Origin of the sequence: Streptomyces sp. NPDC059895 (assembly GCF_042731035.1) — a bacterium.
In the GTDB taxonomy this organism is placed as follows: domain Bacteria; phylum Actinomycetota; class Actinomycetes; order Streptomycetales; family Streptomycetaceae; genus Streptomyces.
In genome coordinates this window covers 26,034-52,768 of record NZ_JBHWKO010000051.1, presented here as the reverse complement: position 1 = coordinate 52,768, position 26,735 = coordinate 26,034, and the positions used below count along the sequence as shown (strand labels likewise).

27 protein-coding genes are annotated in these 26,735 nt (G+C 72.5%); 5 read left to right on the top strand and 22 right to left on the bottom strand.

Features of this window, described 5'->3' with window-relative positions; translation table 11 throughout:
- Positions 1-104: 104 nt before the first annotated feature.
- The 9 genes from ACFV9M_RS35990 to hemL all read right to left on the bottom strand — a co-directional run bounded on the left by ACFV9M_RS35990 (position 105) and on the right by hemL (position 8,943).
- Positions 105-512 carry a hypothetical protein gene (locus tag ACFV9M_RS35990; protein ID WP_385078290.1) on the bottom strand — a complete coding sequence of 136 codons (408 nt, stop codon included), beginning with the start codon at positions 510-512 and terminating at the stop codon, positions 105-107.
- A 39-nt stretch (positions 513-551) separates the two neighbouring features.
- The gene (locus ACFV9M_RS35985) at positions 552-1,502 is read right to left on the bottom strand and encodes a CU044_5270 family protein (protein ID WP_385102640.1); all 951 of its coding nucleotides are present in this window, start codon (positions 1,500-1,502) and stop codon (positions 552-554) included.
- 5 nt (positions 1,503-1,507) lie between these two features.
- Positions 1,508-2,101 (bottom strand): RNA polymerase sigma factor, encoded by a 594-nt coding sequence (locus tag ACFV9M_RS35980; protein WP_385078324.1) that lies wholly within the window; start codon positions 2,099-2,101, stop codon positions 1,508-1,510.
- 109 nt (positions 2,102-2,210) lie between these two features.
- Positions 2,211-3,317: a c-type cytochrome biogenesis protein CcsB gene (ccsB, locus tag ACFV9M_RS35975; RefSeq protein WP_385078295.1), complete on the bottom strand. Its 1,107-nt coding sequence runs from the start codon at positions 3,315-3,317 to the stop codon at positions 2,211-2,213.
- Positions 3,314-5,179, bottom strand: coding sequence for a cytochrome c biogenesis protein ResB (locus ACFV9M_RS35970; RefSeq protein ID WP_385078298.1), 1,866 nt, complete (start codon positions 5,177-5,179; stop codon positions 3,314-3,316). The genes ccsB and ACFV9M_RS35970 overlap by 4 nt, the downstream gene beginning before the upstream one ends.
- Before the next feature lie 3 nt (positions 5,180-5,182).
- Entirely contained in the window at positions 5,183-5,953 is a 771-nt protein-coding gene (locus ACFV9M_RS35965; protein ID WP_385078300.1) for a cytochrome c biogenesis CcdA family protein, read from the bottom strand.
- Positions 5,954-5,965: 12 nt separating this feature from the next.
- Complete coding sequence (locus ACFV9M_RS35960; protein WP_385078301.1) at positions 5,966-6,595, bottom strand: TlpA family protein disulfide reductase; 630 nt, start codon at positions 6,593-6,595, stop codon at positions 5,966-5,968.
- A 279-nt stretch (positions 6,596-6,874) separates the two neighbouring features.
- A complete protein-coding gene (locus tag ACFV9M_RS35955; RefSeq protein ID WP_385078326.1) occupies positions 6,875-7,522 on the bottom strand; it encodes a histidine phosphatase family protein in 648 nt (215 codons plus the stop codon).
- A 101-nt stretch (positions 7,523-7,623) separates the two neighbouring features.
- Positions 7,624-8,943 carry a glutamate-1-semialdehyde 2,1-aminomutase gene (hemL, locus tag ACFV9M_RS35950; protein ID WP_385078303.1) on the bottom strand — a complete coding sequence of 440 codons (1,320 nt, stop codon included), beginning with the start codon at positions 8,941-8,943 and terminating at the stop codon, positions 7,624-7,626.
- A 316-nt stretch (positions 8,944-9,259) separates the two neighbouring features.
- On the opposite strand from hemL, the gene ACFV9M_RS35945 reads away from it, so the two are divergent.
- The 3 genes from ACFV9M_RS35945 to ACFV9M_RS35935 all read left to right on the top strand — a co-directional run bounded on the left by ACFV9M_RS35945 (position 9,260) and on the right by ACFV9M_RS35935 (position 11,750).
- Complete coding sequence (locus tag ACFV9M_RS35945) at positions 9,260-9,907, top strand: hypothetical protein (RefSeq protein ID WP_385078305.1); 648 nt, start codon at positions 9,260-9,262, stop codon at positions 9,905-9,907.
- Positions 9,908-9,962: 55 nt separating this feature from the next.
- Positions 9,963-10,484 (top strand): toxin-antitoxin system HicB family antitoxin, encoded by a 522-nt coding sequence (locus ACFV9M_RS35940; protein WP_385078308.1) that lies wholly within the window; start codon positions 9,963-9,965, stop codon positions 10,482-10,484.
- A gap of 327 nt (positions 10,485-10,811) precedes the next feature.
- The gene (locus tag ACFV9M_RS35935) at positions 10,812-11,750 is read left to right on the top strand and encodes a GlxA family transcriptional regulator (protein WP_385078310.1); all 939 of its coding nucleotides are present in this window, start codon (positions 10,812-10,814) and stop codon (positions 11,748-11,750) included.
- 97 nt (positions 11,751-11,847) lie between these two features.
- On the opposite strand, the gene ACFV9M_RS35930 is transcribed toward ACFV9M_RS35935, so the two are convergent.
- The 12 genes from ACFV9M_RS35930 to ACFV9M_RS35875 form a co-directional block, all read right to left on the bottom strand.
- The gene (locus tag ACFV9M_RS35930; protein ID WP_385078313.1) at positions 11,848-12,501 is read right to left on the bottom strand and encodes a sigma-70 family RNA polymerase sigma factor; all 654 of its coding nucleotides are present in this window, start codon (positions 12,499-12,501) and stop codon (positions 11,848-11,850) included.
- A gap of 198 nt (positions 12,502-12,699) precedes the next feature.
- Positions 12,700-13,455 (bottom strand): hypothetical protein, encoded by a 756-nt coding sequence (locus ACFV9M_RS35925; RefSeq protein ID WP_385078315.1) that lies wholly within the window; start codon positions 13,453-13,455, stop codon positions 12,700-12,702.
- A 165-nt stretch (positions 13,456-13,620) separates the two neighbouring features.
- On the bottom strand, positions 13,621-14,886 hold the full coding sequence (locus ACFV9M_RS35920; protein WP_385078317.1) for an ArgE/DapE family deacylase: 1,266 nt from the start codon (positions 14,884-14,886) through the stop codon (positions 13,621-13,623).
- Between the two features lie 288 nt (positions 14,887-15,174).
- Positions 15,175-16,629, bottom strand: a complete 1,455-nt coding sequence (locus tag ACFV9M_RS35915; protein ID WP_385078320.1) for an ATP-binding protein — start codon at positions 16,627-16,629, stop codon at positions 15,175-15,177.
- Between the two features lie 36 nt (positions 16,630-16,665).
- On the bottom strand, positions 16,666-17,403 hold the full coding sequence (locus ACFV9M_RS35910) for a response regulator transcription factor (protein WP_385078322.1): 738 nt from the start codon (positions 17,401-17,403) through the stop codon (positions 16,666-16,668).
- Between the two features lie 160 nt (positions 17,404-17,563).
- Positions 17,564-18,169: an FMN reductase gene (locus tag ACFV9M_RS35905; protein ID WP_385075635.1), complete on the bottom strand. Its 606-nt coding sequence runs from the start codon at positions 18,167-18,169 to the stop codon at positions 17,564-17,566.
- Positions 18,166-19,251 carry an LLM class flavin-dependent oxidoreductase gene (locus ACFV9M_RS35900; protein ID WP_385075632.1) on the bottom strand — a complete coding sequence of 362 codons (1,086 nt, stop codon included), beginning with the start codon at positions 19,249-19,251 and terminating at the stop codon, positions 18,166-18,168. The genes ACFV9M_RS35905 and ACFV9M_RS35900 overlap by 4 nt, the downstream gene beginning before the upstream one ends.
- A gap of 319 nt (positions 19,252-19,570) precedes the next feature.
- On the bottom strand, positions 19,571-20,632 hold the full coding sequence (locus tag ACFV9M_RS35895) for a terpene synthase family protein (protein WP_385075629.1): 1,062 nt from the start codon (positions 20,630-20,632) through the stop codon (positions 19,571-19,573).
- A gap of 237 nt (positions 20,633-20,869) precedes the next feature.
- Entirely contained in the window at positions 20,870-21,742 is an 873-nt protein-coding gene (locus ACFV9M_RS35890; RefSeq protein ID WP_385075627.1) for a TIGR03943 family putative permease subunit, read from the bottom strand.
- The gene (locus tag ACFV9M_RS35885; RefSeq protein ID WP_385075640.1) at positions 21,739-22,749 is read right to left on the bottom strand and encodes a permease; all 1,011 of its coding nucleotides are present in this window, start codon (positions 22,747-22,749) and stop codon (positions 21,739-21,741) included. The genes ACFV9M_RS35890 and ACFV9M_RS35885 overlap by 4 nt, the downstream gene beginning before the upstream one ends.
- A 144-nt stretch (positions 22,750-22,893) precedes the next feature.
- The gene (locus ACFV9M_RS35880) at positions 22,894-23,367 is read right to left on the bottom strand and encodes a MarR family winged helix-turn-helix transcriptional regulator (protein WP_385075624.1); all 474 of its coding nucleotides are present in this window, start codon (positions 23,365-23,367) and stop codon (positions 22,894-22,896) included.
- 137 nt (positions 23,368-23,504) lie between these two features.
- On the bottom strand, positions 23,505-23,996 hold the full coding sequence (locus ACFV9M_RS35875; protein WP_385075621.1) for a hypothetical protein: 492 nt from the start codon (positions 23,994-23,996) through the stop codon (positions 23,505-23,507).
- A 286-nt stretch (positions 23,997-24,282) separates the two neighbouring features.
- Here ACFV9M_RS35875 and ACFV9M_RS35870 point away from each other — a divergent pair, with 286 nt between their 5' ends.
- Positions 24,283-25,059: an SDR family NAD(P)-dependent oxidoreductase gene (locus ACFV9M_RS35870; protein ID WP_385075619.1), complete on the top strand. Its 777-nt coding sequence runs from the start codon at positions 24,283-24,285 to the stop codon at positions 25,057-25,059.
- Positions 25,059-25,253: a hypothetical protein gene (locus ACFV9M_RS35865; RefSeq protein ID WP_385075616.1), complete on the top strand. Its 195-nt coding sequence runs from the start codon at positions 25,059-25,061 to the stop codon at positions 25,251-25,253. The genes ACFV9M_RS35870 and ACFV9M_RS35865 overlap by 1 nt, the downstream gene beginning before the upstream one ends.
- 105 nt (positions 25,254-25,358) lie before the next feature.
- Here the strand turns inward: ACFV9M_RS35865 and ACFV9M_RS35860 are convergent, their stop codons facing one another.
- Positions 25,359-26,552 carry an RtcB family protein gene (locus ACFV9M_RS35860; protein WP_385075614.1) on the bottom strand — a complete coding sequence of 398 codons (1,194 nt, stop codon included), beginning with the start codon at positions 26,550-26,552 and terminating at the stop codon, positions 25,359-25,361.
- Positions 26,553-26,735 lie beyond the last annotated feature (183 nt).

Here is a 26,735-nt window from a genome sequence, read left to right as displayed (position 1 = left end):
ACTGGTCACGCTACCGACGGCGCAGCCAGGCCCGAGCCCGCCGATCCCACTACAAACGCCGAGGCCACACCCTCCAGATGCGGTTGCAGTACTAGCCGACCTGGCTAGGCACCGACGGCCCCCACCTGGTCGATCAGGCGTTCGAACCGAGCCCGCCAGGTGGGCTCGGTCTCCCCCTCGCCCTGGACCTCGCGCGTGAAGCGCAGGACCGACCCGCCCTGCTCGTCGTGCTCCAGGTGGAACCGGACCCGGCCGCCGCCCTCCACCGTGTACTCGGCGACCCGGTCCACGTCCCACGCGGTGACCTGCCCGCCGCCCACGCCGCGCAGCGCGACCGTGCCGCCGAGCCGGGGTTCGAGGACGTCGACGGCGGTCCACCAGCCGCCCAGCCCCTCCGGGGTGGCGAACGCCGGCCAGACCGCCTCCATGGGCCGCGGGAGCCGCACCCGGAAGTGCAGGATGTGCGTGTTCCCGTGGGTCTGGCTGGTGCCCTGCTCGATGGAACCGCTCATGACACCAGCCTGACCCCTGGCCCGGGGTTGTGCACGCGGTTACGGCCGCTCGCCCGCCTTGTCGACGACGGCGCGGCGCGAAACGGCGGTCTCGCTGAGCACCGTCCCCTTCTTCAGGCCCCGGTAGTCCCGGGTGAGGGTCGTCCGCTGCCCGAGAAGCTCATGCGTCTCCTCGTCGAAAATCCACTCGAGGCGCATCGGCAGCTTGGAATCCGCGCGCGTGATCCCCACGCCGTGCCGCCCCTGGGCGTCGACCGAGTCCGCGACCACCGTCACACCGGGGACGCGGGCGGCGGCCCGGTAGAGCGCGGCGCTCTGCGCCGGCGGCACGATCGAGTTGTTCAGCAGACCACCGGCCAGCAGGAGCAGGGTCTGGTTCCTGTCGTAGAACCCCTCCTTCGACGCGATGAACGAGCCGAAGCCGATCCGGGGACGGGCCTCGAGCAAAAGGTCGTACATCCCGTCGGCCTCGGTGGGCAGGGACTTCAGGTAGTTGTAGCCGACGTACCAGCTGAACAGCTCCATTCCCGGCGCAGTGGCCGCATGGCGCACCTCGTGGCCGTCCGACCCGTATCGCACCAGGGTCTCGTCCGTGCCGTCCACGGAGACCCAGGTCTCCATGCGCTGCTCGGGCACGTGGACCACCTTCCCGTCGCGCCCGATCGTCGTGGAGGACACCTGGCTTTCGACATACACGAACTGGTCGTCGCGGATCTCGCCGTACCCGTCGTCGTGCGCGGCCGCCAGCGCGGCGTCCTCCAGCAAGGTCGCCGCCGACGTCACACGCGGCCCGGCGTCGGCTCCGCCGGACGACGGCAGGACCGTGAAGGCGACCGCTGCCGCGGTCGCCACGGCCGCCGCCGTGAGCGCGGGCCGCAGCCACGGGCTTCTCGGGCGCGCGGGCGCTTCCTCGGGGTGCTGCCGGATCTCGGTCATCAGATGCTCCTTGAGGAGTCGGTGACGGCCCGGCGGAAGGTCGTGCTCTGGCATTCGGTTCATCGGGTTCCCTCCCTCAGGGGCCCGACCGCGGTGCCGCGGTCATCTCTCATCTGTCCGGGACTCGAAGGCGGTTCCATATGTTTCGCGAGTTTCGTCCTGGCCCGGGAGAGCCGGGACCGTACGGTCCCGACCGGCACGCCGAGCGCCTCGGCGGCCGCCGCGTAGTCCAGCCCCGCCCCCACGCACAGCGCCAGCACCTCCCGCTCGGCCCGCCGCAGCCTCGTCAGCGCGGCCTGCACGAGGGCCAGCCGAGCGGCGTCGTCCACCCGGCCGGCCACCTCGTCGGCGAAGTCCCGTTCGGTCTCCCCGCGCGGGAGCCGGGCGACGGCCGCCGCGTGGCGTCGGGCCGCGCGGCGGGTGTTGCGCGTGACGTTGGTGGCGATGCCCAGCAGCCAGGGGCGCAGCGAACCGCCGTCCTCGTCGAGCTTCTCGCGCAGCCGCCAGGCGTCCAGGAAGGTCAGGGACACGACCTCCTCGGCCATCGGCCACTCCCCCGTGAGCCGGTAGGCGTGGTTGTAGACGGAACGCGCGTACGCGTCGAAGAGCTCGCCGAAGGCGTCGTGGTCTCCCGCGCGGATGCGTTTCCTCAGAGTCCCCAGAGTCGTATCCACGCCCCTCTACCTGTCCGCACGACGAAGGCCGGTTCCCGTGACCTGACCCAGGTCACCGGAACCGGCCTCAGCCGTGAGCGGCGCGTTCTCAGACGCCGGCGTACGAGTGCTTGCCGGAGACGAAGATGTTGACGCCGTAGTAGTTGAACAGCCAGCAGGCGAAGGCGAGCAGGGCCAGGTAGGCGGCCTTGCGGCCCTTCCAGCCGGCCGTGGCGCGGGCGTGCAGGTAGCCGGCGTAGGCGACCCAGGTGATGAAGGACCAGGTCTCCTTGGGGTCCCAGCCCCAGTAGCGGCCCCAGGCGTCGCCCGCCCAGATCGCGCCCGCGATGATCGTGAACGTCCACAGCGGGAAGACGGCCGCGTTGACCCGGTAGGCGAACTTGTCGAGCGAGGCCGACGCGGGCAGGCGGTCCAGGACCGAGTTCGCGAACCGGCCGGGCGTGCCGCCGCTCGCCAGCTTGTTCTCGTAGGAGTCCTTGAAGAGGTACAGGACCGTGGCGACCGCGCCGACGTAGAACACCGCGCCGCAGAAGATCGCGGTGGAGACGTGGATGTACAGCCAGTACGAGTGCAGGGCGGGGACCAGCTGGTCACTGGCGGTGTAGAGGACGGTGACGGCGAGACCGAGGTCGAGCAGGACCGTGGTGATCAGGAACAGGCCGAGCCAGCGCACGTTCTTCTTCAGCGCCAGCAGCGCGAGGTACACGCCGACGGCCACCGTCGAGAAGGTGATGTTGAACTCGTACATGTTGCCCCACGGCGCCCGCTGCACCGAGGCCGCGCGGGCGACGACCCCGCCCAGCTCGACCAGGAAGGCCAGCACCGTGAGGGAGATGGCGATCCGCCCGTAGAGGTCGCCCTGCTCGTCCCCGCCGTGCGCGCCCGGTCCGTCGGGCACGTCCCGCGCGCCGGCCGCGGCGCGTACGACGACCTGCGGCCGTTCCAGGACGGCGGTGCCGCCGTTGCGCTGCACGGTGACGGCCGGCCCCTTCGCCTTCGCGTTCGCGTTCGCGTCGGCGGTGAGCGCGGCGGCGGTGCGGCCGACCTTGCTGCGGCTGCCGAAGAGCCATTCGGCGATGTAGGCGAAGAAGGCCAGGGTGTACACGGCCATCGCGGAGTAGATCAGCGTGTTGCTGATGCTCGCGAGGTTCTCGTTGGTCGCGGCGGCCAACTCGGTTGCGGCGGCGAGAGTCACTTCTCAGCCCCTTCGGCAGGTACGACGTGAGGGTCGGGGGTGGTGGCGTCGTGTGCGGCGTCGTGCGCGGCGTCGTGCGCGGCGTCGATGTCGGGGTCCGGGGCGGGGTTCGCGGCCGGGTCCGGACCGGGTTTCGCGGCCGGGTCCGGGCCGGGGTCCGAGGCCGGGTCCGGGCCGGGGTCCGAGGCCGGGTCCGGGTCGGGCGCGCCGGGGGCCCGGTCGTAGAGGAGGCCTGCGAGGTCACCGAGCTCCTCGGGCACCTTGGCGGACTCGCTGCGGCCGAGTCCGGCCATCTCGACGACCGTCACACCGTCGGCGCCCTTCACCGCACGCACCCACACGCGGCGGCGCTGGATGAACAGGGAACCGGCCAGACCGAAGATCGCGGCGATCGCGCCGCCCAGCGCCCAGCCGCTGCCGGGCTGCTGCGTGACCTGGAAGTTCGCCCACTCCTTGGTGCCCTCGTAGGTGATCGAGCCGGCGCCGTCGGGCAGCGTCATGGTCTCGCCGGGCGTCAGGTTCGTCCGCAGCTGGAGGTCCTTGGAGTCCTTGAACTCCTTCATGTGCGTCTTGTCGAGCTGGTACACGCTCTGCGGGATGCCGGAGTTGACGCCGAGGTCGCCGTGGTAGGGCTCCAGGTTCAGCACCGGGTTGAGCAGCGCGGGGAAGGTGGAGGCCGTCTCGTTGCCCTCGGCGTAGCTCGGCAGGAAGAAGGCCTGGATGCCGAGCTGCTCGGAGACGCCCTTGGCGTTCTTGTAGCCGTCGAGGACCTTGATCACGCCGGAGGAGGTGACGTTGGAGTCGAGCGGCAGCAGCGGTACGGCGTCCTGGAAGACGACCTCGCCCTTGCCGTCCCGGACGGTGATGACGGGCGCGTAGCCGTGTGCGGTGAGGTAGACCTTGGAGTCGCCGATCTCCAGGGGGTGGTTGACCTCGACGACGGTCTTCTGGTCCTTGCCGTAGGCGCCCTCGGAGTAGGTGAGGGAGGCCTTGAAGGTGCGCGCGGTGCCCTTGTTGGGGCCGGAGACCTCGTAGGTGCCGGTGAAGTCGTTCAGGGAGAAGCTGAACGGGGTCAGGTCGTCCGTCGTGAAGAGGTTGCCGGACTTGAAGTCGTCGTAGGAGATGAGGGTGTTGGAGAAGCCGTTGCCCTCGACGAGGAGCTTGTTGCCCTCGGACTTGAAGAGCTGGCCCCAGGCGAAGGCGGTCAGCATCACGATGAGCGCGATGTGGAAGGCGAGGTTGCCGATCTCGCGCAGATAGCCCTTCTCGGCGGCGACCGCGTCACCGGCGAGGTGCGCGCGGAAGCGGCGCTTGCGCAGCAGGGCCAGCGCGGCCTCGCGCACCTGCTCCGGCTCCGCCTCCGTACTCCACGTCGTGTACGCGGGCAGCCGGGTCAGCCGCCGGGGCGCGCCCGGCGGACGGCCGCGCAGCTGGCCCGTGAACTGCCAGGTGCGGGGAACGATGCAGCCGATGAGGGAGACGAACAGCAGGATGTAGATCGCGGAGAACCACACCGAGCCGTAGACGTGGAAGAGACCGAGCTTGTCGTAGATCGGCGCCAGGGTGGGGTGGTCGTCCTGGAACTCGGCCACCTTGGTGGCGTCGTTGCCGGTCTGCGGGATCAGCGAGCCGGGGATCGCGCCGAGCGCCAGCAGCAGCAGGAGCAGCAGGGCGACCCGCATCGAGGTCAGCTGCCGCCAGAACCAGCGGACCCAGCCGACGACGCCCAGGGAGGGCAGGGTGGGCGGGCCTTCCTGGGGCGCGGTGGACAACTGGGAGCCGGCCGCGCCGAGGTCCTGGTCGTCGGCGGCGGCGGCCGGTGTGTCACCGGTCGGCGCACCGGTCGTAGTGGTCTTGCTCATGGATCAGATCCCCACAGTGAAGCCGGTGGACCAGGACTGCATGTCCTGCACGAGGCTGTCCCACGCGCCGGTCAGCAGCAGCAGACCGGTCACGATCATCATCGTGCCGCCGATCCGCATCACCCAGACATAGTGGCGCTTGACCCAGCCGAAGGCGCCGAGCGCCTTGCGGAAGGCGACCGCGGCGAGCACGAACGGCACGCCGAGGCCGAGACAGTAGGCGACGGTCAGCAGCGCCCCGCGGCCCGCGCTGGACTGCTGCGAGGACAGGGCGAGCACGGAGGCGAGCGTCGGGCCGATGCACGGCGTCCAGCCGATGCCGAACAGCGCGCCGAGCACGGGGGCGCCGACCAGCCCGGTCACCGGCCGGCGGTGGAAGCGGAACTCCCGCTGGGTCATCCAGGGCATCAGCCCCATGAAGAACACGCCCAGGAGGATCATGAGGGCGCCCAGCACCTTGGAGAAGACGCCCTGCTGCTCCTGGAGCGTCTGGCCGAAGTAGCCGAACAGGGCCCCGCCGGAGACGAACACGACGGTGAAGCCGGCCACGAACAGCGAGGCGCCCGCGACCATCCGGCCGCGCCGGGCCTCGCCCAGATCGGTGCCGGTGACGCCGGTGACGTAGGAGAGGTAGCCGGGCACCAGCGGCAGGACGCACGGCGAGAAGAAGGAGACGAGTCCGCCGAGCAGTGCGAGGGGCAGGGCGACCAGCAGGGCGCCGTTGAGCACCGTGCCGTTGTAGCCCTCCGCGGCGAGCGTGGTGACTGAGGTCACGTCACTTCTCCGTCACTTCTCCGCGAGGACCGGATTGATCATGGAGCGCAGCTTCTCCTCGCTGAGCGCGGCCAGCGAGCGCGCCGCGATCTTCCCCTGCCGGTCCAGGACGAGCGTGGAGGGGATCGCCTGCGGGTTGAGGGTGCCCTTCTCGAAGCGGAGCATCAGCTTGCTGCTCGGGTCGTACAGGCTCGGGTAGGTGACGCCGTACTGCTTCTCGAAGGCGAGGGCGCTGTTGACCTGGGGGTCGGCGACGTTGATGCCGACGAACTGCACGCCCTTCGCCGCCAGGTCCGTGGAGACCTTCTGGAAGTTGGCGGCCTCGGCGCGGCACGGGGCGCACCAGGACCCCCAGACGTTCAGGACGACGACCTTGCCCTTGTAGGAGGAGACCGCGAGCTGCTCGCCGTCGATGGTCTCGCCGGACAGGTCGGGTGCCGCGTCGCGCTCCCCCTTCGCGACGGTGGAGATGCCGTCCTCGCCCATGACGAAGTTGGTGTCACCGCCTCCGCCGGAGACGCCTCCGGAGGTGCAGGCGGAGACGAGCAGCGCCGCGACGACGCCACCTGTGGTCGTCAGGGCGGCGCGACGCGAGCGGGTCCTGGCGGTCGAGCGCAGGGGGGCGCGGCTGGCGGCACTCATGTGAAAAGTTTCGCATGCCCGTTCTGGGGATCTTGCCCACCCCCCCTCGCCGGAGAAACGCGCATTTCAGGCGGCGGCTTCCGCTGTGGTGGCGCCCGTGGCGGTGTCCGCCAGAAAGGCCTTCCAGCCGCCGGCCGGCCGCTGCCCGACGTCGAGCGTCCGCGGCTCCTCGACGGCGTCCCTGCGGATGCCGCCGTTCCACTGCGGGAGGGCTCCGCCGATTCTCGCGTTTCCGTAACGGACACGGGCAAGACGCCCGGGCGCGGCAGCAGGTGGCGCCTACGCCCCGAAGGCCTTGCCCTTCCCCTGCACCGGCTTGGCCCCGGCACGGAGGTGGGCCGGCACCAGGTCCAGGGCGGGCTCGCTGTACCCGACGGAGACGATCGTGTCGCCCCGGTAGGTGAACGTCGTCAGGGAGGCGAGCGTGCACTGCCGCCTGCGCGGGTCGTGCCACAGCCGCCGCCGCTCGACGTAGGACCGCACGGTCCAGATCGGCAGCTGATGGCTGACGAGCACCGCCTCGTGCCCCCGCGCCCGGTCCTTGGCGGAGTTCAGCGCGCCCATCATCCGCACCACCTGGTCGACGTACGGCTCGCCCCAGGACGGCTTGAACGGGTTGTAGACGTGCCGCCAGTTCTCGGGCCGGCGCAGGGCGCCGTCGCCGACGCCGAAGGTCTTGCCCTGGAAGACGTTGTCGGCCTCGATGAGCCGCTCGTCGGTGGCGAGGTCCAGGCCGTGCGCCTTGGCGATCGGGGTCGCCGTCTCCTGCGCCCGCTCCAGCGGGGAGGCGCAGACGTGGGTGACGTCCCGGGAGGCGAGGTGCTCGGCGACCCGGTCGGCCATCTGCCGGCCGAGCTCGGAGAGGTGGTAGCCGGCGAGACGGCCGTAGAGGATGCCGTCCGGGTTGGCCACTTCACCGTGGCGCATGAGATGGACGACGGTGATGTCGTCGTCGCCGTTGCCGCTGCCGTTGCCGCTGCCGCTGCTGTTGCCGTTGCCGCCGGCGCCGTTGATTCCGCTGATGCCGCTCATGCCGCCGTGGCCTCCGCCGCCGCTCGGGCCGCCGCCGGGAGGGCGTCGGCGATCCGCTGGACGGCCCGCTCGTCGTGGGCCGTGGACACGAACCACGACTCGAAGGACGACGGCGGCAGGTAGACGCCGTTCGCCAGCAGCGAGTGGAAGAACGCCGTGTAGCGGAAGGAGTCCTGCGCCTTGGCGTCCTCGTAGGTGCGCACCGCGCGGTCCGTGAAGAAGACGGAGAACATGTTGGTGGCGTTCTGCACGGTGTGCGCGACGCCCTCCTTGGACAGCGCCTCCGACACGAGCCCCCTGATCTGCTCCGAGACGGCGTCGACCGTGGCGTAGGCGGCGTCGTCGAGGAGCCGGAGCTGGGCGAGCCCGGCGGCGGTCGCGATCGGGTTCCCGGAGAGGGTGCCCGCCTGGTAGACGGGCCCGGCGGGCGCGAGGTGCGCCATGACGTCGGCACGGCCGCCGAAGGCCGCGGCCGGGAACCCGCCGCCCATCACCTTCCCGAAGGTCATCAAATCCGGCTCGACCCCGTCGACGCCGTACCAGCCGGCGCGGCTGGTACGGAAGCCGGTCATGACCTCGTCGGAGATGTAGAGGGCGCCGTTGTTCGCGCAGGCGTCCTTGAGCCCCTGGTTGAACCCGGGCAGCGGCGGCACGACGCCCATGTTGCCCGGGGAGGCCTCGGTGATCACGCAGGCGATCTCACCGGGGTGCCGGTGGAAGGCCTCCTGCACGGCCTCCAGGTCGTTGTACGGCAGCACGATGGTGTCGCCGGCCTGGGCACCGGTGACACCCGGAGTGTCGGGCAGCGCGAAGGTGGCGACGCCGGAGCCCGCCGCGGCCAGCAGGGAGTCCACGTGACCGTGGTAGCAGCCGGCGAACTTGATCACCTTGGTGCGCCGGGTGAACCCGCGGGCGAGCCGGATGGCCGACATGGTGGCCTCGGTCCCGCTGGAGACGAGCCGCACCTGGTCGACCGGCCCGACCCGCGCGACGATCTCCTCGGCGAGCGCGACCTCGCCCTCACCGGGCGTACCGAAGGAGGTGCCGCGGACAACGGCCTCCTGCACGGCGGCGAGGACCTCGGGGTGCGAGTGCCCGAGGATCATGGGTCCCCAGGAACAGACGAGATCGACGTACTCCCGCCCGTCGGCGTCGGTCAGGTACGGACCGCTGCCGGACACCATGAACCGGGGCGTACCGCCCACGGCGCGGAAGGCGCGCACCGGGGAGTTCACACCACCTGGCGTGACGGCGGCCGCACGGTCGAACAGGGCCTGCGAGACGGGCGCATCGTATGAATAAGGCATTTCGCTCATGACCTGCGGCTACTCCGACCTTCTCCGACTTCTGGGACTGCGGTTGCCAGTGACATCCTCAGGGTAGGCCAGGGCGGTCCGGCGGCAGCGGGGCCGCCACCTGCCGCCCGGCTTACCCGTCCGTCCCGTCCGCCATCTGCGAAACTGTGGGCACTGGACGCGGCCCGCGCCGACGATGTGCCGGAGGGCTGCGAAGATCCTGCGGACAGGTGTTTCACCGCACGTTTCGGCGGGCGGCCGTGGGGGAGGTCACTGACACGATGATCGGGTTGCGCGGCAGGCGCCACGCGTCCCAGAAAAGCAGTCGGGTGGAGATATGCATCGCGGTGGCGGACTGGGCGAGGGGACTGATGACCTGGGTCCTCGACGTGCCCGGCGGGGAAGGCACCGGCGCGACGCGGAGGCAGCTGCGGACAGTACCGAAGCACGTCAGGCACAGGGCGTACCGAGTGAGCTCGAGCCGGTCGACCGGCGGACCGACCGCCGGACGGACGATCTTCGGGCGGGGAGCAGGAATGGTGGTCGGGTGGGGGTGACGTACAAGTACTTCGGCGCACCGGACGGCGCGACCGCGGCCCGCGTCCCGATCTCGATGCGCCCCGAGGAACTCGGCGGCGACGAGCTCGGGATGAACGGCATGTTCACCAAGATCAAGCCCGAGACGATGGCGGCGATGGTCCTGACGGGCATCGAGGGCGTCCCGCTGCACCGGGTGCCCCCGCTGGAACTGGTCGTCCTGCACCCCGACTACGCCGTGGTCAAACTCCCCATGACGGTGGTGGACCCCCTCCGCGACATCGGCGAGGAGGCGGTCGGCGCGGCGGCCTTCATCTGGTCGACGGTGCCGGACCGGGGCGGGCCGCGGGACGCGTTCAACGTGTACCAACTGCTGCACGAGTGGCAGGACTTCAGCCACCGGTTGCATGAGGCGGGGCATCAGCCTTATTGCCTGGTGTGGCCCTGAGACACCTGACGGCCGCGGTGGCACCATGCGCCCGGCCAGGTGCCACCATGGCGGCATGGACCTCACGCCCTATGTCGACACACTCCGCCGGGAACTCGCGGTGGCCGCCGAGGCCGGCGGGGAGGACGCCCGCGAGCTGGCCGGGCGACTGACCGCTCCGCTGGAGTCGGCGACCCGGCTGACCCTGCTGAACGTGCTGTCCGCCGCCATGGACGAGATCACCCGTGAACTCGCCCCCGGCTCGGTCGACGTACGGCTGCGCGGGCTCGATCCCGAATTCGTCGTGACACCGCCGCCGGGTGACGCCGGTTTCGAGAGGCCGGCCGGGCACCCCGAGCCGCTGAAGGCCCCGGCTCCGGCACCCACCGACGAGGACAGCACCACCGCGCGGGTCAACCTGCGTCTTCCGGCGCCTCTCAAGGCGCGCGCCGAGGAGGCGGCGGCACGCGAGGGTCTGTCGGTCAACGCGTGGCTGGTGCGCGCGGTGAACGCAGCCGTCGAGAGCGGCGACATACGGGCCCGCCCCGCCACGTCGAACCGCAGCGGTGGGCAGCAGTACACCGGGTGGGTGCGCTAGGCCCACCCGGGCCGGGGCCGCACCGCCGTACGGACAGGATCGCTCACCGGGTGGTGAGCGGTCCGCCGGCGGGTACGGCAGATGCAGGGGGTCTCGGGGGTACGGGGGTACGGGGGAGTCGGTCCTGGGCGGGCCGGGTACGCACTCGACGTTATGCGGCCTCCGGCGCGCCTCCCAGTGGCATGAGTGACACCCTCCGACGGAAAAGTGCCAGCGGTCGGCGAGAGGCCGGGGCGGGCCGGAAGGCGTTCACCGGAGCGGGCTGGACGGCCGGCGGGGGCGCGCCGGGGTCCGATCGTCGGGCCGGTGGCACGGTACGTTCCCGCCATGCACACCGTCGCCGTACTCGCGCTGGACCAGGTGATCCCGTTCGACCTGTCCACGCCGATCGAGGTCTTCGCCCGCACCCGGCTGCCGGACGGGCGGTCCGGTTACCGGGTCCGGGTGTGCGCGGAGCGGCCGGAGGTGGACGCGGGAGTCTTCACCCTGCGCGCGCCGTGGGGACTGGAGGGGCTCGAGGACGCGGACACGATCATCGTGCCCGGCACGGCCGATACCGCGGCCCCGCTCTCCCCGGCCGTCCGGGACGCGCTGCGGGCGGCCGCCGGGAAGGGCACGCGGATCGCCTCCATCTGCTCGGGCACCTTCCCGCTCGCCGCCACCGGTCTCCTCGACGGCCTGCGGGCCACCACCCACTGGATCGCGGCCGACCTCCTGGCCGCCGCCCACCCGGACGTCGAGGTCGACCCGGCGGTCCTGTACGTGGACAACGGGCAGCTCCTCACCTCGGCCGGCGCCGCCGCGGGACTGGACCTGTGCCTGCACATGATCCGCCGGGACTACGGCTCGGCCGTCGCCGCAGACGCCGCCCGCCTGTCCGTGATGCCCCTCGAACGGGAGGGCGGGCAGGCGCAGTTCATCGTCCACGACCACCCGCCCCGGCCCCAGGGGTCGGTACTCGAACCACTGCTCGCCTGGTTGCAGGAGAACCTGGGCCGCGACCTCAGCCTCGACGACATCGCCTCCCGCGCCGGGACCAGCACGCGCACCCTGATACGGCGCTTCCGCGAACAGACCGGCACCACGCCGCTCCAGTGGCTCCACCGTGCCCGCGTCCGCCAGGCCCAGCACCTGCTGGAGACCACCGACCACTCCGTGGACCGCATCGCCGGCCAAGTCGGCTTCGGCTCCCCCACCGCCTTCCGCGAACGCTTCAAACGCACCACGGGGGTCAGCCCGCACGCCTACCGCCGCACCTTCAGCTGACCGTGACGCCGGCTGACCGTGACATCGGCTGACCCGTTTGACGCCGGCTGACCGTGACGCCGACCGGCCGTGGCTCGGCTGACCGTGCGCTGCCGGCTCAGGCCGCCAGAACGGCGGGCCTCTTCTCCTCCCCCACCGCCTCCAGGGCGTGGGAGGTGCCTGCGGCGTCGAGCAGATCCATCAGGGTCGCCCGGGCCCGGGCGACCCGGGAGCGGACCGTGCCCACGGGGCAGTCGCTGACCTCGGCCGCGTCCGCGTAGGGCAGGCCGACCAGCTGGGTGAGGACGAACGCCTCCCGTCGCTCGTCCGGCAGCGACGCCAGCAGATCCAGCAGGGCGATGCCGTCGTCGAAACCGGGCAGGTCCTGCGGCTGCGCCCGCTCGACGGCCAGCTGCCAGTCCGACACGTCGGACAGACGGGGCCGGGCGGCGGCGCACCGGAAACTGTCGATCACCGCGCGGCGGGCGATGGACAGCAGCCAGGCGCGCGCCGAGGAGCGGCCCTCGAAGCGGTGCAGGCTGCCGAGCGCCCGCAGGAACGTGTCCTGCGCGAGGTCGTCGACGGCCTGCGGATCGCCGCACAGATGGGCGACGTAGCGCTGGACGTCGCGGTGCACGGCACGCACGAACTGCTCGACGGCGTCCGCGTCACCGCCTCGCGCGGCGAGCGCCCAGGCCGTGATCGAGTCGTCGAGCGATGGCGGTTCGCCGGTTGTGCCGCGCGAGGCAGGCACAGCAGTACTACTGGTCACCAGGTGTCCTTCTCGGGATGCGAGATCCGGTCCGGGCCCACGCGGGCGCGGGCGGTCGGTCCGGTGAAAGGGGAAGGTCGGTCGGCCCTACGGCGCGGCGACGGGCACGCGGCACGCGGCACGCGGCGACGGTTGTCCGGGCGTACGACCAGACCAGGCCCGAGGCGCGCACGGGCGGCCTCGGGACACCAGCTGTCTTCAGGCGACAGCCGTCCCCACCGGGGGACCCCGAGAGGTGATGGCGTGGACGAGCGGGAGGAGGCCCGGAGCCCGGTCCGACCGGGGGCGGCGCGGGCGCGGGCGGGGGCGGTCCTGGACAGCGGGCGGGGCGAGCGGCACCCGCAGCGGCGCGGCCAGCCATCCGGCGACGGCACGCAGGATGCGGAACGCGGCCTTCTCGCCGTGGGCCAGCCACAGGCCGCACAGCAGCGCGGCGAGCAGGTGGGCGGCGAGCATGCCGAACGACGACGAGCCGCCCATGAAGCCGCCCGTCCCCGCGTGCCCCAGGTCCATGGCGTCCGGGACGTCCATCGACCGCGCGGCGGGCGTCGACCCCGCGAAGTGCATCGGTCCCGCGGAGTGCAGGGAGTGGGTGAGGTGCATCGAGCCCATGGACTCCATGGACATGGACCCCATGTCCATGGGGTCCATGTCCATGGAGTCCATGCCGCCGGCGGCCGGTCCGGTCGTTCCCGTAGCCGTCGGCTGTGCGAGGGAGAACGCCGTGTGCAGTGCCGTCTGGGCGGCGACCACGACCGTCACGATCAGCGGCAGTCCGCGCTCCCGGTCCGCCAGGCACCAACCCGCCGCACCGGTCACGGCCGCTCCGGCGGCCAGTGCCCCCGCGGGGACGGAACCGCCGGACATCATGACGTGGCCCAGGGCGGCGAGCAGCACGCAGACGGCCGCGAACACCGCGGCCCGAACCGTGCGGGAACACCACCCTGCCGTCATGACGCCTCATCGTCGCATCCGGACTTCGCCCGTCAAGGGTGGGTACGGGAATCACCCCGGGTCCGCACTCACCTCATGGCATGTGATCCAGAACACCACCGGCCGGCCCGGCCTGGCCCCGCCCTCGCCGCGGGAGAGCTGGGGTCCACCGGCCGCACCCGGCTCTCACTTGGTCCCGACCGTCCGCAGCACCGTCAGCGCCACCGCACGCGCCGCGTCCACCACCTCCCGTACGGACACGTGCTCCCGCGCGCTGTGCGCGACCGCGATGTCGCCCGGGCCGAACTGGAGGGCCGGGATCCCGGCCGCGGTGTACAGCCGCAGGTCGCTGCCGTACGTCGCCCCGCGCTCCCTCGGGGGCGGGGCACCGGTCGCGTCGGCGTACGCCCCCGCCACGGCGTCGCGCAGCGGATGCCCCGCCGGGAGCCGCCCGCTCGCGAACTGCCCGCCCGGCCAGGTCACCCTCGCCGGATTCTCGCGCAGCCAGGGGTCGGCCGCGCAGGCCTCGGCCACGCACCGCTCCAGGGCCGCCCGCGCCTCCGCCGGGTCCTCCCCCAGCCGCACCCCCAGCCGCCCCTCGGCGACGAGCAGGTCCGGCACGCTGCTCGCCCAGTCACCGGAGCGCAGGGTGCCCACGGAGAGGGAGTAGGGGATCGGATATTCGGCGAGGAGTGGGTCGGGGGCCCGGTTGCGTACGGCTTCGAGCCGGGCCAGCGCCCGGTGCAGCGGCAGGTAGGCGTCGATCGCGCTGACCCCGGCCTCGCGCGAGCTGGCGTGCGCGGCCCTGCCGGGGACGGCGATCCGGAAGGTGAGCGCGCCGGCGTTGGCGGTGATCACCGTCCCGGCCGTCGGCTCGGCGATGAGGCACGCGTCGCCGGCGTGACCGCGCAGCAGCGTGCCGAACGTGCCGAGCCCGCCGTCCTCCTCCCCGACGACGAAGTGCACCGCGACCCGACCGCGCAGCCGCACGCCGGCCGTCCGGACCGCCGCCAGCGCGGCCAGGTGGGCGGCGAGCCCGGCCTTCATGTCGCAGGCACCACGCCCGTGCACCACGTCCCCGTTCACCCGGGGCGCGAACGGGTCGCCTTCCCAGGCCGCGAGGTCCCCGGGCGGTACGACGTCCACGTGCCCCTGGAGGATCAGCGTCGGCCCGTCACCTCCGTCGGGCGTGTGTCCCACGAGCCCCCAGGCCTCCTCCCGGGGCGCCTCCGTCCTCGGGAATCCGGGGTGCGCGTACAGGGCGGGCAGGTCCATGCCCCACAGGTCCACGTCCAGCCCGAGCCGTTCCAGCCGTCCGGCGAGGTGGTGCTGGATCTCGGACTCGGCGGCGCTGCCGGTGACGCTGGGTATCGCGATCAGCTCCAGCAAGGTCCGCGCGGCGGCGGCCTCGTCGATCGCCGCCAGCACGGCGGCTTCCTGGTTGTTCAGCATGCGTCGACTCCCTCCCTGACCGGCGGACCGTCCGGCCCGCCCTCGCTCGGCGCCCCAAAGGCATACCTGCTCGTCCCGGCCCGCACGTACGCCGCGGCCGAGGCCGCAGTGTCCGCGTCCGCCGTGGAAACCGCCCGCCCCGGCGGCTCCCGGGCCCGAACGGTCCCCACTCACACCCCGGCCGTAGAACCAGCCCCACTCACACCCCGGCCGTAGAACCAGCCCCACTCACACCCCGGCCGTAAGACGACCTCCGATCACCCCCGATCCCCCCCCGATCACCCCCGCTCACCCCTCGCTCGCCCCCCGCTCCCCCCGGTGTCCGCCCACCGTGAACCCGATCACCGAACCGCCTCCCTCCCGCCCGTGGGCGAACGGTGCCCCGCCGTGGGACAGGGCCACCTCGCGGACGATGGACAGGCCCAGGCCGGAGCCCGGCAGGGAGCGTGCGTCCGCCGCGCGGTAGAAGCGGTCGAAGACGCGGGTGAGGTCGGCGTCGGTGATGCCGGGGCCGCGGTCGAGGACCTCCACGCGGACCGGGCCGATGGGGGTCCCCCCGCTCGCGCGCAGCCGAGAGTGGGGGAGGGCGGGGCCGGTGACGTTGATCTCGACGGGTGCCCGGCCCCCGCGGTCGAACTTGGTGGCGTTCTCGACGAGGTTGGACAGCGCCCGCTGGAGCATGCCCGGCCGGCCGTGGGTGGTGGTGTCGCCGCTCGCGCGGACCAGGATCTGCCGGCCGGTGCGGCGGCGGGCGAGGCCGGCGACCTCCTCGGCGAGGTCGGCGAGGTCGACGCGGCGGGGCGGTTCGGTGTCGGACTGGCCGGCCGCGAGGTCGACCAGCTCGTTGACGAGGTCGGTGAGTTCGCGGGCCTCCTGGCCGAGGTCGGCGACGAGTTCGTCCCGGGTGGCGGGGGGCAGCTCGTCGATGCGGCGCAGCAGCGAGATGTTCGTACGGAGTGAGGTCAGCGGGGTGCGCAGTTCGTGGCCCGCGTCCTGGACCAGGCGCCGCTGGTCCTCCTCGGACTGGGCGAGGCGGCCCAGCATGCGGTCGAAGGCGCGGCCGAGGCGGCCGACCTCGTCGTAGCCGGTGACGGGCACCTGGACGCCCAGCCGGCGGGTGCGGGCGACGTCCTCCGCCGCGGTGGTGAGGATGACCAGGCGGTGGGTGATGCGCCGGGCCAGCCACCAGCCGAACAGGCCCGCGGCCGTCACGACCGCGGCCATCAGCAGCAGCGTCCGCTGCTGGAGCGCGCGCAGCAGGTCCTCCGTGTCGCTGAACTCCTGGGCGACCTGCACCGCGCCCCGCCCGCCGCCCAGCGCGACGGTCGCGACGCGGTAGACGTCGCTGCCGACGTCGACGTCCTCGTGCTCGGTGAGCGTCCCCGCCATCGGGGCGGCGGCGACGTCCCGGTCGGCGGCCACGACCGGCAGCCCGGGGTTGCCCGGGTCGACGACCGCCCCGTCCGGGCCGAGCACCTGCACGTCCGTGCGGGCCGGGCGCACGATGTCGTGGCCCGGCGCGGCGGAGGAGAAGTCCTCGGGGTGCATCGCCCGCTCGCGCACCTCGTCCCGCAGGTCCTGCACGACCTCGTCGAACACCGACTCCTGGTCCACCCGCACCAGCCGGGCGGCGGCCGAGTAGGAGAGCACGCCGACGAGGACGGTGACGGCGGCGGTCACGGCGGCGAAGGACACCGCGAAGGTGGTGCGCAGGGAGGCGAGCCGCCGGCGCCGCCGGGACATCCACCGCCTCGGGCGGCCGCCCACCGGGTCCGCCCCTCAGTCTTCCCGCAGCACGTAACCCACGCCCCGCACGGTGTGGATCAGCTGCGGGGCCCCGGGCGCGTCGAGCTTGCGGCGCAGGTAGCCGACGTAGACGGCGAGGTTCTTGGAGCCGGGGCCGAAGTCGTAGCCCCAGATGCGGTCGTAGATCGTGGAGTGGTCGAGGACGACACCGGCGTGGCGCACGAGCAGTTCCAGCAGCTCGAACTCGGTGCGGGTCAGCTCCAGCTCCCGCTCCCCGCGCCAGGCGCGCCGCGCCTGCGGGTCCATGCGCAGTCCGGCGGCCTCCAGGTGGCGGGCGGAGGCCGCGGCCGGCCTGGGTACGTCGACGGGGGCCGTCGGGGGCGTCGGGGGCGTCGGGGGTGTCGGGCCGGTGCGGCGCAGCAGTGCCCGCAGCCGGGCGAAGACCTCCTCGACGTCAAAGGGTTTCACGACGTAGTCGTCGGCGCCCGCGTCCAGCCCGGCGATCCGGTCGGCGGTCTCCACGAGCGCCGTCAGCATCAGGATGGGCGTGCTGTCGCCCTCGGCGCGCAGCACCCGGCAGACCTGGAGGCCGTCGATGCCGGGCATCATCACGTCCAGGACGAGCACGTCCGGGGGCGTCCGGTGGGCGTGCGCGAGCGCCTCGACGCCGTCGGCGACCGCCGTCACCCGGTAGCCCTCCAGGGTCAGGGCCCGTTCCAGGGCGTGACGGATCGCGCGGTCGTCTTCGGCGAGGAGCACGGTGGGAGGCACGGGGTCAGTCTGCCAAGCCGCCCCGGCCGTCGCCGTGACGGGCGGCTCACCCGGCGCCCTTCTTACGTGCCTCTCACCCGGGGACGGGGGCACGGGGGGTGCCGGAGCCCCACCCCGGCACCCCCCGTGCCCCGTCCCGTGCCCCGTCCCGAGGCGCGTCTCACCCCGCCGGCCGCAGCGCGGCGAGCTGTTCCTCGAACGGCACGACGTCGAGGGCCGCCCGGGCGGGACGGGCCGCCGACAGGCCGCTCATCAGCGCCGCCAGCTCCCCCGCCGCCCGTTCGATCCGCTCCGGCAGCCCCTCCGCGCCCCAGTCCTCGGAGGCGGCGTAGACCCCGGTCGGGACGACGACGGCCCGCAGGTAGGCGAAGAGCGGACGCAGGGCGTGCTCCAGCACCAGCGAGTGCCGGGCCGTCCCTCCGGTGGCGGCGACCAGGACCGGCTTCCCGGCCAGCGCGTCCTTCTCCATGACGTCGAAGAACGACTTGAACAGTCCGCTGTACGACGCGGAGAACACCGGCGTGACGACGATCAGCCCGTCCGCGTCCGCGACCGCGTCCAGCGCGGCCGCCAGCGCCCGCCCGGGGAAACCGTTGGTGAAGTTGTGCGCGATCTCCACGGCGAGGTCGCGCAACTCCACGACCCGCACCTGCGGCTCCGCTCCCGCCGCCGAGACCCGCTCGGCGGTGGCCGCGGCCAGCCGGTCGGCCAGCAGCCGGGTGGACGACGGGACGCTCAGCCCCGCCGAGACGACGACGAGCTTCATGCGACGGTCACCTCCTGGGCGGCCTTGAGGGAAGCGTGGGTCGGGGCCTCCGGCACGTCGGCCGGGCGGTCCTTGGCGAACTCCCTGCGCAGCACGGGCACGACCTCCTCGCCGAGCAGGTCGAGCTGCTCCAGCACGGTCTTCAGCGGCAGCCCGGCGTGGTCCATCAGGAAGAGCTGGCGCTGGTAGTCGCCGGCGTACTCGCGGAAGGACAGCGTCTTCTCGATCACCTGCTGCGGCGAGCCGACGGTCAGCGGGGTCTGCTCGGTGAACTCCTCCAGCGAGGGCCCGTGCCCGTACACGGGCGCGTTGTCGAAGTACGGCCGGAACTCGCGGACGGCGTCCTGCGAGTTCTTCCGCATGAACACCTGGCCGCCGAGGCCGACGATGGCCTGCTCGGGCGTGCCGTGCCCGTAGTGGGCGTACCGCTTCCGGTACAGCTCGATCATGCGCTTGGTGTGGTCGGCGGGCCAGAAGATGTTGTTGTGGAAGAAGCCGTCGCCGTAGTAGGCGGCCTGCTCGGCGATCTCCGGCGAGCGGATGGAACCGTGCCAGACGAACGGCGCGACGCCGTCCAGCGGCCGGGGCGTCGAGGTGAAGCCCTGGAGCGGCGTGCGGAACTTGCCCTCCCAGTCGACGACGTCCTCGCGCCACAGCCGGTGCAGCAGGGCGTAGTTCTCGACGGCGAGGTTGATGCCCTGCCGGATGTCCTGCCCGAACCAGGGGTAGACCGGCCCGGTGTTGCCGCGTCCCATCATCAGGTCGACGCGCCCGTCGGCCAGGTGCTGGAGCATTGCGAAGTCCTCGGCGATCTTCACCGGGTCGTTGGTGGTGATGAGGGTGGTCGAGGTGGAGAGGATCAGCTTCTCCGTCCGCGCGGCTATGTAGCCGAGCATCGTGGTCGGCGACGACGGCACGAACGGCGGGTTGTGGTGCTCGCCGGTCGCGAAGACGTCCAGGCCGACCTCCTCGGCCTTCAGCGCGATGGCGACCATGGCCTTGATCCGCTCGCGCTCGGTCGGCGTACGTCCCGTGGTGGGGTCCGGCGTGACGTCGCCGACGGTGAAGATCCCGAACTGCATGGCCGCTCACCCTTCAAGTTGTTGATGCTTCAACTATACCCCTGGAACTGTGCCCCGGCGCCAGGTATTCCCCGGCCGTCATCGGCCGTCATCGGCCGTCATCGGCCGTCATCAGCCGTCTTCCGGAGGGTGGGGCCGACGGATACGCCCTCGCCCTCGTCCTCGGCAGGGTGTCGGCCGAGGGCGAGGGCGAGAGCCAGTGCGAGAGCGAGGGCGAGGAGCGATGCACGCGCGAGCGGGTGCTCGGGCTGGGCCGCGGGAGTTCAGGCAGCGGCCGGGAGTGGCGCGGCTGCGCGGTGCGGTGCGGTGCGGTGCGGTGTCAGTCCCGGTCCGTGCCGTCGGGATGCCGTGCGGCACCCGCTTCCCGGTGAGTGCGTGGCGTGTGGACGGTTCCGAGGCGCCCGAGGGTCACCGTCCCGGACGTCTTCCCCTTCTTCCCCTCGCCCACGGCGTCGCCGCGGTAGCGGGTGACGAGCGTGCGGTAGTGCCGGTTGCCGCTGATGAGGTGCCCGAGTTCGTTCAGGTAACGCGGCACGTCGGGGTGGACCGGCCCGTCCCGGTGGACGATGTCGGCGCACGCGCGGCAGAACGCGTCCTCGGTCCACGCGATGAGCTCGGCGAGTCTGTCGGCCGCCTGCTGGAGGGTGAGCGACTCGGTGCGCATGAGGAGCCCCAGGGAGTTCATGGCCTCCCCGGCCTCGCACTCGTCGGCGGAGGGGAAGAGGTGGTTCTCCTCGGGGGAGGAGAAGAGGTCGTTGACCAGGGTCATGTGGTTGATGGCCAGGTCCCGGGCCTTGGCGAGGGTGGCGTCCGTGGCGAGTTCTGCGGTGAGGTCGCATCCGAGGGCGTACTCGGTCTGGCAGGTGGCCCAGTGGCCGAACAGGTCGGTGAGCCGCAGTTCCAGGTAGGCGTCGAACGGCAGGATCCCGTCGTGGACGCGGTCGTCGGCCTCGACGACGGACGACGCGACGACGTCCCGGAAGGCGTCGCGGTAGCGGGCCGCGAGCGCCCGCGGCATCTGCGGCCACGCCGGAGCGAGGGCGTCGTACAGCATCCGGCCGGCGGGGAAGTCGGGTGCCACCGGCTCGTCGTCGAGCACGCCGAGCCACCGCCGCCGCAGGTCCTCCGTCCGCTCGAGGTCCTTCTGGAACGCGGGGCCGGAGAACGAGTCGTCGCAGATGCCGGCCGCGATCATGATGTTCGGCAGGACGAAGCACCGGTCGTCCAGCATGTGCGGGTAGCACAGGCAGGCCCAGTAGGCCATCCGCTGCCCGACATGGCGATCGGCGAGGTGTTCGTCACCGAAGTGGTCCACAAGGTGGGGACGGGCCCAGCGATGACACTCCTCCTCGATCTGCGCGTGCTTCGGATGGGCGCGCACAGGAAGCCGCTTCTGGATGCGCGGCAACTCGAAGCGAGTTCCTGGCGCCGGCGCCGGCGCCGGCGCCGGCGATACGAGCGCGTGACGGGAAGAAGTCATCTGATACTCCACTGGACTGCCGGACCTGGTCGACGGCCCTCACGCTAATCGCGGCCCGCCCGCCTCGGGCGAGGCAGAACCGCGGAGTCACTCGAACAGGTTTCGTCACGTCAAGGGCGCGCCCCGGCCCGCCCGGCGTCACGATCCGATCGGCAGCGCGTCCGTGTACCCGTTCGTCGGCCGCTCGACCTTCTCCACGGTGTCCGCGTCCAGCGCGACCGCCGCCGAGGACGTGCCCAGGGAGCCGGCCGGGTGCCAGGTCCCGGTCACCGTCACCCAGGTGTCGGCGGCGGGCGCCTCGACCCCGTACACGCGGACCTTCACCGACTGCGCGTCCGCCGCACAGCACGACAGGAGGATCCGGGTCAGATACCAGCCGTCGCCTCCCGCGACGGGCGTGACGAACCCGGTCATCCGGACCTGGCGCCCCTCGATGGCCCGCGCGGTGTCCTGCTGCACCCGCTGGGTGAAGTCGGTCAGCGTGATCGGCAGCGGCGAGGTCGCGGGCAGCGCCTCGAAACCGTCCTCCTCCACCACGGCCACGGCCTTGGGCGCCTCACGGGAGGCGGTGTACGAACCGAGCGCGGGCGGGGCGTAGAAGAGCAGACTCAGCGCGGGCAGGAACAGCAGCCAGGCGACACGGGGAACGCCGGAGTGATCGTGACCGTGCCCGTGGTCGTGACCGTGCCCGTGCCCGTGGTCGTGACCCTGTTCCTGTTCCTGTTCCTGTTCCTGTTCCTGTTCCTGTTCCTGCTTCCGCTCCTCGATCTCGTCCTGCCCGTGCTCCCGCCCACCGCCCCCGTGGTCGGAGCCGTCCCCCCGGCCCCGCGCCCACCGCCGCGCCGACCATGCCTCGGCCGCCCCCAGCAGGATCAGCAGCGCCCCCGACGCGATCAGCAGCGGCCGCATGCCCTCCTTCACGTACCGCAGGTACGACTCCGTGAAGAGCGAGGCCTGCAACAGCCCCAGCCCGCTCAGGACCAGCAACCCCACCTGCGCGAACCGCTTCACAGCAGTACCCCTCCCACCACGGCGCTGCACACGACCGCCACCACGGCCGTGGCGGCGGAGAAACGCCACGCGAAGGCCCGGCCGAAGGTGCCCGCCTGAAGGGCGATCAGCTTCAGGTCGACCATCGGCCCCACCACCATGAACGTCAGCCGGGCGACCGGCGAGAACCCGCTCAGCGACGCCGCCACGAACGCGTCGGCCTCCGAGCACACCGCGAGCACGATCGCCAGCACCGCCAGGAACAGCACCGACAGCCAGGCCGAACCGGCGAACATGTCGACCACCGAGCGCGGCACCGCCACGTTGAAGGTCGCCGCGGCCATCGCGCCGACCACCAGGAATCCCCCCGCGTGCAGGAAGTCGTGCTGGAAGCCGCGCCGGAACTCCGTCCACCTGCTCAGCCCGGGCCGGTGCCCGGTGTGCCGTACGGTCGGCCGCAGCCACTCCGCGCGCCCCAGCCAGAGCCACAGCCAGCCCATCACGGCCGCCGTGACCAGGGAGGCGAGCAGCCGGGCCAGCACCATCTCCGGGCTGCCCGGGAAAGCGATGGCGGTGGCGGTGAGCACGACCGGGTTCACGGCGGGCGCCGACAGCAGGAACGCGAACGCGGCGGCCGGGGTCACCCCCCTGCCGATCAGGCTGTTCGCCACCGGCACCGACGCGCACTCGCAGCCCGGCAGGACGACTCCCGCCGCACCCGCGACCGGCACCGCCAGCGCAGGCCGCTTCGGCAGCAGCCGATGGAACACCCGCGCCGGCACGAACGCGTTGATCGCCCCCGACAGGGCCGTGCCCAGCAGCAGGAACGGCACCGCCTGCACGGTCACCGCCAGACACACCGTCCGCCACGCCTCGACGGCCGGGTCGTCCAGCGACCGCCCGACGAGCACCAGCAGCGCGCCGGGCAGTACGGCCGCGCCGACCAGCAGCAGCAACCAGTGGCGGGGCAGCCCGCGGCCCACGGGCGGATGAGCCGCGTCCGCCTCCCCCGCCCGCACGCCCGACATGCCCCGCGCATCCGGTACGCCGACGTCCGCCGTGTCCGGCAGGCCCGTGTCCGGCAGGCCCGTGTCCGGCAGGCCCGTGTCCGGTATGCCGGCGCCCGCCGTGTCCGAGATGCCGGCGCCCGCGCCCCGCGTCGTCCCCATGACCTAGACCAGGCCCCCTCGCAACCGCCCGACCTGCTCCCCGCTGAACTCCACCGTCCGCCTCATGTGCCGCACGATCACGGCGATCTCGGCATCGTCCAGGTCCGCGAAGAGATGACCCCAGTCACCGCCCAGCCGCTCCCACGTCCGCCCGAACTCGGCGATCCGCTCCGGCACCGTCGCCACCAGGACCCGCCGCCGGTCGGTGGCGTCCCGCTCCCGCACGACGTACCCGGCCTTCTCCAGCCGGTCCACCAGCCGGGTCGCCGACCCCGTCGTCAGCCCGGTCAGCTCCGCGACCCGGCCCGTCGTCACCGGCGCCCGCTCCAGCGAGAGCAGGTTCAGGCACTGCAGGTCGGTGGGGTGCAGCCCGAGCCGGTCTGCGACGGCCTGGTTGAACAGCGCGAACGCGGCCACGTACCGCCGGGAGACGGTGGACAGCTCGTCCAGCAACCGCGACCGCACGTTCCCGGACATCGCCCGCACACCCCTTCGTCAGCGCCGTCCGCAGATGGTACGACGTGCCGCGCCCCGACCGACCGCCCGTCGCCCACCGCCCGTCGCCCGTCGCCCACCGCCCGTCGCGGCCCGGTCGGAAGACAGTCGCGGCCCGGTCAGAAGAAATAGGCGTCCCCGGTGTCCAGCACCAGCACCTGCTGCCGGTCGTTGGCGCGGTTGCGGTCCACCGCCCCGCCACCCCACACCGTCTCCACCGACAGCGTCACCTCCGTCGGCCCGTCCGCCAGCCACACCTCCACCACGATCCGCTCCCCCGGCGCGTCGGCGGCCAGCGCGCCCGTCCGGCACATCACCTCCCGCGCCCCCGTCCGCGCGCACCCTTCCGGCAGCACCGGCGGCCGGTCCGCGAACGGCGCCGACCAGCGCAGCCGTACGGTGGCGTCCGAGACGTCGCCCGGACCGTGGTTGCGCGGAGTCAGCCGCACCTCGACCCGGCCGCGGTCCAGCACGGCGGAGCCGTGGTACGACAGATCGGCCTCGGGAACGTCCGCGACGGCCGGCGACACCGCCCCGCCGGCCGCCAGCGCCCCGGCCACCACCGCACCCACCACCGCGCCTCGCACGGCGGGAATCCGCATCCGGCGCATGCCATCCACTCCTCGGTCGGCCAGGACAGGGACAGGAACGTACCCATGTATCCCCGCCGGGCCGGGACGGCAGGCGCCGTCCATCAGGTGAAGCGACCACAGCGACCACAGCGACGACGGCAGCCACGGCGACGACGGCGACCACGGCGACCACGGCGACCAGAGATCGAGATCACCGCCCACCCCGCACCGCCCCCCGCCTATCCTGGCCGAGCAGGCTTTCGAGCCCACCCGCACCACGCACCCCCGCACCCCCCGCACCCCCCGCACCCGAGGAGCAGCCCCCATGGCCACCGCCGCACCGTCCGCCGCCTCCCGCATCGCCGTCGTGACCGGTGCGAGCAGCGGGATCGGCGCCGCCACCGCCCGGCAGCTCGCCGCGGCCGGCTACCGCGTGGTCCTCACCGCCCGCCGCAAGGACCGCATCGAGGCGCTGGCCGAGGAGATCACCGCGGCGGGCGGCTCGGCGGCGGCGTACCAGCTGGACGTCACCGACCGCGCGGCGGTGGACGAGTTCGCGACGGCGTTCAGGACCGTCGGCGTCCTCGTCAACAACGCGGGCGGCGCGCTGGGCGCCGACCCGGTGGCCACCGGCGACCCGGCCGACTGGCGCACCATGTACGAGACGAACGTCATCGGCACCCTCAACCTCACCCAGGCCCTCCTGCCGAAGCTGGAGGCGAGCGGCGACGGCACGGTCGTGGTCGTCTCCTCGACCGCCGGCCACGGCACCTACGAGGGCGGCGCGGGCTATGTCGCCGCCAAGCACGGCGCCCACGTCCTCGCCGAGACCCTGCGCCTGGAGATCGTCGGCCGGCCCGTCCGGGTGATCGAGATCGCGCCCGGCATGGTCAAGACCGACGAGTTCGCCCTCACCCGCTTCGGGGGCGACCGGGAGAAGGCGGCGAAGGTCTACGAGGGCGTGGCCGAGCCGCTCACCGCCGACGACGTGGCCGAGACCATCACCTGGGCGGTGACCCGGCCCAGCCACGTCAACGTCGACCTGCTGATCCTGCGCCCGCGCGCCCAGGCGTCCAACACGAAGGTCCACCGGGAGGCGTGATGCCGGACCCGACGCGGGAGGAGACGACGCGGGAGGAGACGACGCGGGAGGAGACGGCCCGGGCGGCGGAACAGCGCCGCCTGGCCCAGGAGACCCGGGACGAACGCCAGGTCTGGTACTTCCTGGCGTACTTCCTCTTCGGCATCCACGTCATCGCGTTCGTGATGATCTGGGCGGTCAGGCACGGGAACTGACGGACCCCCGCCCCCGCGCGTTCCCCCGAACCGCGCGGCCAGGGCACGCCCCGAACCGCGCGGCCAGGGCACGGCCGGGCCGGGCCGGGCCGGGCCGGGCCGGGATCAGCCCTTCACACAGACGACCTGCTTCAGCTTCGCCACGACCTCCACCAGGTCCCGCTGCTGGTCGATGACCTGCTCGATCGGCTTGTAGGCCCCGGGTATCTCGTCCACGACACCGGAGTCCTTGCGGCACTCCACGCCCCGCGTCTGCTCCTCCAGATCCCTGGTCGTGAAGCGCCGCTTCGCCGCGTTCCGGCTCATGCGCCGGCCGGCGCCGTGCGACGCCGAGTTGAACGCCTTCTCGTTGCCGAGGCCCTTCACGATGTACGAGCCCGTGCCCATGGAGCCCGGGATGATGCCGTACTCGCCGGAACCGGCCCGGATCGCGCCCTTCCGGGTCACGAGCAGGTCCATCCCGTCGTAGCGCTCCTCGGCGACGTAGTTGTGGTGCGCGCTGATCTCCGGCTCGAAGGCCGGCTTCGCCTTCCGGAACTCCTTGCGGACCACGCCCTTGAGCAGCGCCATCATGATCGTGCGGTTGTACCGGGCGTACTCCTGCGCCCAGAACAGGTCGTTGCGGTAGGCCGCCATCTGCGGGGTGTCCGCGACGAAGACCGCGAGGTCACGGTCGATCAGGTTCTGGTTGTGCGGGAGCTTCTGGGCCACGCCGATGTGGAACTCCGCGAGTTCCTTGCCGATGTTGCGGGACCCGGAGTGCAGCATCAGCCAGACCGAACCGGTCGTGTCCGTGCACACCTCGATGAAGTGGTTGCCGCTTCCGAGCGTTCCCATCTGCTTATTTGCGCGCTCCTGACGGAACCTGACCGCTTCGGCGACCCCGTCGAACCGCCCCCAGAAGTCCTCCCACCGCGCGGTCGCGAACCCGTGCAGCTGCCCCGGGTCCACCGGGTCGTCGTGCATCCCCCGCCCCACCGGGATCGCCTGCTCGATCCTCGACCGCAGCCGCGACAGGTCGCCCGGCAGGTCGTTCGCCGTCAGGGACGTCCGCACCGCCGACATCCCGCAGCCGATGTCGACGCCCACCGCCGCCGGGCACACGGCCCCCCGCATCGCGATGACGGACCCGACCGTGGCGCCCTTGCCGTAGTGCACGTCCGGCATCACGGCGAGGCCCTCGATCCAGGGGAGGCCGGCGACGTTGCGCAGCTGCTGGAGGGCCACGTCCTCCACCGTCGCGGGGTCGGTCCACATCCGGATGGGAACCTTCGCACCCGGCATCTCGACATACGACATATCGTCCTCATTCCCCCGGAAGCACAACAGAAGTCTCGAATCGCAAAACCGGCGCCAAGGTCGACGAACAGGACGACGGACCGGCATCCACGGTGGTGCGTGCGATACACATTGTCTCCAGGGGCCGCCCCCGCCCGGCAAGCGAATAACCAGCGGGAACCGGCGGGACGGGCCCCTGCCCGA